Consider the following 4,236-nt stretch of genomic DNA (forward strand, 5'->3'; position numbering starts at 1 on the left):
TGCTCAACCCCTATCAGGACAAGGCCCAGCTGGCGGCGCTGGCCAAGGCCGGTGCGACGGCCTTCGCCATGGAGTTCGTGCCGCGGATCACCCGCGCCCAGGTGATGGACGTGCTGTCCAGCCAGGCCAACCTGGCCGGCTACCGCGCGGTGATCGAGGCGGCCCAGGCCTATGGCCGGGCCCTGCCGATGATGATGACCGCCGCCGGCACCGTCGCCGCGGCCAAGGTGTTCGTGATGGGGGTCGGCGTCGCCGGCCTGCAGGCCATCGCCACCGCCCGCCGGCTGGGGGCGGTGGTCACCGCCACCGACGTGCGCCCGGCCACCAAGGAGCAGGTGGAGAGCCTCGGGGCCAAGTTCCTGGCGGTCGAGGACGAGGAGTTCAAGGACGCCCAGACCGCCGGCGGCTACGCCAAGCAAATGTCCCCGGAGTACCAGGCCAAGCAGGCGGCCCTGGTGTCGGAGCACATCAGGAAGCAGGACATCGTCATCACCACCGCCCTGATCCCCGGCCGCCCGGCGCCCCGGCTGGTCTCGGCCGAGCAGGTGGCCTCGATGAGGACCGGCTCGGTGCTGATCGACCTGGCCGTCGAGCAGGGCGGCAATGTTGAAGGCGCCAGGCTGGGCGAGGTGGTCCAGGCCGGGCCGGCGAAAATCGTCGGCATCGCCAACATGCCCGGCCGCATCGCCGCCGACGCCTCGGCGCTATACGCCCGCAACCTGACCGCCTTCGCCGGCCTGCTGGTCAAGGACGGCGCCCTGCAGCCCGACCTGGAGGACGAGATCCTCAAGGCCTCGCTGGTCACCCACGGCGGGCAGATCGTCCATCCGGCGCTGAAGGAGGGCTGACATGGAAGCCGTCGATCCCACCGTATTCCGCCTGGCCATCTTCGTGCTGGCGATCTTCGTCGGCTACTATGTGGTGTGGAGCGTGACCCCGGCCCTGCACACGCCGCTGATGGCGGTGACCAACGCCATCTCATCGGTGATCATCGTCGGCGCCCTGCTGGCCGCCGCCGCGCACGCCCCGACCGGCGAGCTGACCCGCAGCGTGCTGATCTCCAAGGGCGCCGGCGCGGTCGCCACCGCCTTCGCCTCCGTCAACATCTTCGGCGGGTTCCTCGTCGTCCGCCGGATGCTCGCCATGTACAAAAAGAAAGCCCCGGCCCTGAAGAAGGACGGCGCGAAGTGAACGCCAACCTCGCGGCCATCCTCTACCTCGTCTCCGGCGTACTCTTCATCCTGGCGCTGCGCGGCCTCTCCAGCCCGACCACCAGCCAGGCCGGCAACCGCAACGGCATGATCGGCATGGCGATCGCGATCGCCACGACGCTGGCCACGCTCTGGGGCCGGGGCTTTCTGGACGCGCTTACGCTCGGCCTGATCCTCGGCGGCGTCGCCATCGGCGGGACCATCGGCGCGATCATCGCCCGTCGGGTGGCGATGACCTCCATGCCGCAGCTGGTGGCGGCCTTCCACAGCCTGGTCGGCATGGCCGCCTGCCTGGTGGCGGTGGCTGCGATCCACACGCCGCAGGCCTATGGCATCGCCGGGGCGGACGGCGTCATCCACCTCAACTCGCTGATCGAGTTGTCACTCGGCCTGGCCATCGGCGCCGTCACCTTCACCGGCTCGGTGATCGCGTTTGCGAAGCTCAACGGCAACATGAGCGGCGCCCCGATCCTGCTGCCGGGCCGCCACCTGCTGAACATCGCCATCGGCCTTGGCATCCTGGTGCTGATCGTCCTGCTGGTGATGAGCGGCGGCTCGGCGCTCTGGGCCTTCTGGGGGATCTTCGCGCTCAGCCTGCTGGTGGGCGTCACCCTGATCATCCCCATCGGCGGGGCGGACATGCCGGTCGTGATCTCCATGCTGAACAGCTATTCCGGCTGGGCGGCGGCGGCGCTGGGCTTCACGCTGGAGAACACCACCCTGATCATCACCGGCGCTCTGGTGGGCTCGTCCGGCGCGATCCTCAGCTACATCATGTGCAAGGCGATGAACCGCAGCTTCATCTCCGTGATCCTCGGCGGCTTCGGCGCGGACGACAGCGCCGCGGCGGCCGGCGGCAAGGTCGAGACCCGGCCGGTCAAGCAGGGCAGCGCGGAGGACGCGGCCTTCATCATGAAGAACGCGTCAAAGGTGATCATCGTCCCCGGCTACGGCATGGCGGTGAGCCAGGCGCAGCACGCCCTTCGCGAGATGGCCGACAAGCTGAAGGCGGAAGGCGTCGAGGTGAAGTACGCCATCCACCCGGTCGCCGGCCGCATGCCCGGCCACATGAACGTGCTGCTGGCCGAGGCCAACGTCCCTTATGACGAGGTCTTCGAGCTGGAGGACATCAACGCCGAGTTTCCCACCGCCGACGTGGCCTTCGTGATCGGGGCCAACGACGTCACCAATCCGGCCGCCAAGACCGACCCGGCCAGCCCCATCTACGGCATGCCGGTCCTGGACGTGGAGAAGGCCCGCACGGTGCTGTTCGTGAAGCGCGGCATGAGCCCCGGCTACGCCGGCGTCGAGAACGAACTCTTCTTCCGCGACAACACCATGATGTTGTTCGGCGACGCCAAGAAGATGGTCGAGGGGATTCTCAGGGCGCTTTAGGACCGGGCAACGCGCCCCCATTTCCGCCGTTCTCCGATTTATTGTACGCATGCACGCCGGCCGACCTCGACGCGTCGCAATGGCCTGACCATATGGGCGGACATCGGCCCCGTCGGAGATGTTCCCATGAAGTACAACCAGCTCGGCCGCACCGGTCTTTTTGTCTCGGAAATCTGCCTGGGGACCATGACCTTCGGCGGGTCTGAAAACGCCGGCATGTGGAAGGCCATCGGCGCCCTGCAGCAGGGCGAGGTGGACGGCATCGTCGGCCGGGCGATTGAGGCTGGGGTGAACTTCTTCGACACGGCCGACGTCTACTCGTTCGGCGAATCCGAGAAGCTGCTCGGCCAGGCGTTCAAGAACCTGGGGACCGCCCGCAAGGACGTGGTCATCGCCACCAAGGTGTTCGGCGAGATGGGCCCCGGGCCCAACGACCGTGGCGCCTCGCGCGGCCACATCATGGACAGCGTGCAGACCAGCCTCGAGCGGCTGCAGACCGACCACATCGACCTCTATCAGATCCACGGAAACGACACGGTCACGCCGGTCGAGGAGACGCTGCGCGCGCTCGACGACCTGACCCGCCAGGGGCTGGTGCGCTACATCGGCGTCTCAAACTGGGCCGCCTGGAAGATCGCCAAGGCGTTGGGGCTCAGCGAGGCCAAAGGCTACGTCCGCTTCGAGACCCTGCAGGCCTACTACTCCATCGCCGGCCGCGACCTGGAGCGCGAGCTGGCGCCGATGCTGACCTCCGAGAACCTCGGGCTGATGGTCTGGTCGCCGCTGGCGGGCGGGCTGCTGTCGGGCAAGTTCGGGCCGGGCTCGAACAATCCGCAGGACGCGCGGCGCACCAATTTCGACTTCCCGCCGGTGGACAAGGACCGCGCCTGGAAGTGCATCGCCGTGATGCGCGAGATCGGCGACGCCCATGGGGTGTCGGTGGCGCGGGTGGCCCTGGCCTGGCTGCTGCACAAGCCGCATGTGATGAGCGTGATCGTCGGGGCCAAGACGGTGGAGCAGCTGGACGACAACCTGGCCGCCGTGACCCTGAGCCTGTCGGACGAGGAGATGGCCCGCCTCGACGAGGTCAGCGTCCTGCCGGCGGAGTATCCCGGCTGGATGACCGAGCGTCAGGCGCGCAACCGCATCCCCCAACCTTTCCTTGCCCAATAAGGGATTGTGACTCCAAGATGAGCCGTCAATAAGGTAAGATCAGCGCCTCTGGCCGGTCCAGTATTTCCATGCCAAGCTTTGGTCATGGGGAGCCGCGAGACCTGGATCGACTGGGGTGTGCTGGCGATGTGCATGATCGCGGCGCTGGCTGTCGCGTTCATCGGGATCAACGCCCTGGAATCCACCTATTGGATGCGCAGCACCCGCGAACACGCGGCCATCGGCGTGCTGTCGGTGATCGCGGTGGTGGCGGTGATCAACTGCGCCTTCCTGCTCGGCGCCGCGGTCTGTAAGCTGCGCCGAGACCGCCGCCTGGGCAGGGCCTGAAACCCATGAAGATCGAACCCGCCGCCACCTGGATCGCCGCAGCGTTGATCGTTGCCGTGGGGCTGTTCATCGCCGCCTGCGGACTCCTGCTCGCCCTGCGCGGTGAGCGGAGCGCTTCGGTCGCCACCTT

5 protein-coding genes are annotated in these 4,236 nt (G+C 67.7%); all 5 read left to right on the top strand.

All coding sequences use genetic code 11. From position 1 onward, the window contains the following. The coding region (locus tag JWP28_RS07760) for an NAD(P) transhydrogenase subunit alpha (protein WP_299541756.1) at positions 1-848 on the top strand (848 nt) is incomplete at its 5' end. A 1-nt stretch (position 849) separates the two neighbouring features. Then, positions 850-1,191, top strand: coding sequence for an NAD(P) transhydrogenase subunit alpha (locus JWP28_RS07765; protein ID WP_299541758.1), 342 nt, complete (start codon positions 850-852; stop codon positions 1,189-1,191). After that, complete coding sequence (locus JWP28_RS07770; RefSeq protein ID WP_299541760.1) at positions 1,188-2,606, top strand: NAD(P)(+) transhydrogenase (Re/Si-specific) subunit beta; 1,419 nt, start codon at positions 1,188-1,190, stop codon at positions 2,604-2,606. Before JWP28_RS07765 ends, JWP28_RS07770 begins: the two co-directional genes overlap by 4 nt. Before the next feature lie 126 nt (positions 2,607-2,732). After that, positions 2,733-3,779 (top strand): aldo/keto reductase, encoded by a 1,047-nt coding sequence (locus JWP28_RS07775; protein WP_299541762.1) that lies wholly within the window; start codon positions 2,733-2,735, stop codon positions 3,777-3,779. A gap of 84 nt (positions 3,780-3,863) precedes the next feature. Continuing rightward, positions 3,864-4,106: a hypothetical protein gene (locus JWP28_RS07780; RefSeq protein WP_299541764.1), complete on the top strand. Its 243-nt coding sequence runs from the start codon at positions 3,864-3,866 to the stop codon at positions 4,104-4,106. Positions 4,107-4,236: the final 130 nt, after the last annotated feature.

The sequence above is a fragment of the Phenylobacterium sp. genome (assembly GCF_028290885.1).
Lineage (GTDB): Bacteria > Pseudomonadota > Alphaproteobacteria > Caulobacterales > Caulobacteraceae > Phenylobacterium.

What these genes read in the sequence shown, in the direction of transcription:
- JWP28_RS07765 (WP_299541758.1), top strand. Translation starts at nt 850, where the DNA reads ATGGAAGCCGTCGATCCCACCGTATTCCGCCTGGCCATCTTCGTGCTG.
- JWP28_RS07775 (WP_299541762.1), top strand. Translation starts at nt 2,733, where the DNA reads ATGAAGTACAACCAGCTCGGCCGCACCGGTCTTTTTGTCTCGGAAATC.
- JWP28_RS07780 (WP_299541764.1), top strand. Translation starts at nt 3,864, where the DNA reads ATGGGGAGCCGCGAGACCTGGATCGACTGGGGTGTGCTGGCGATGTGC.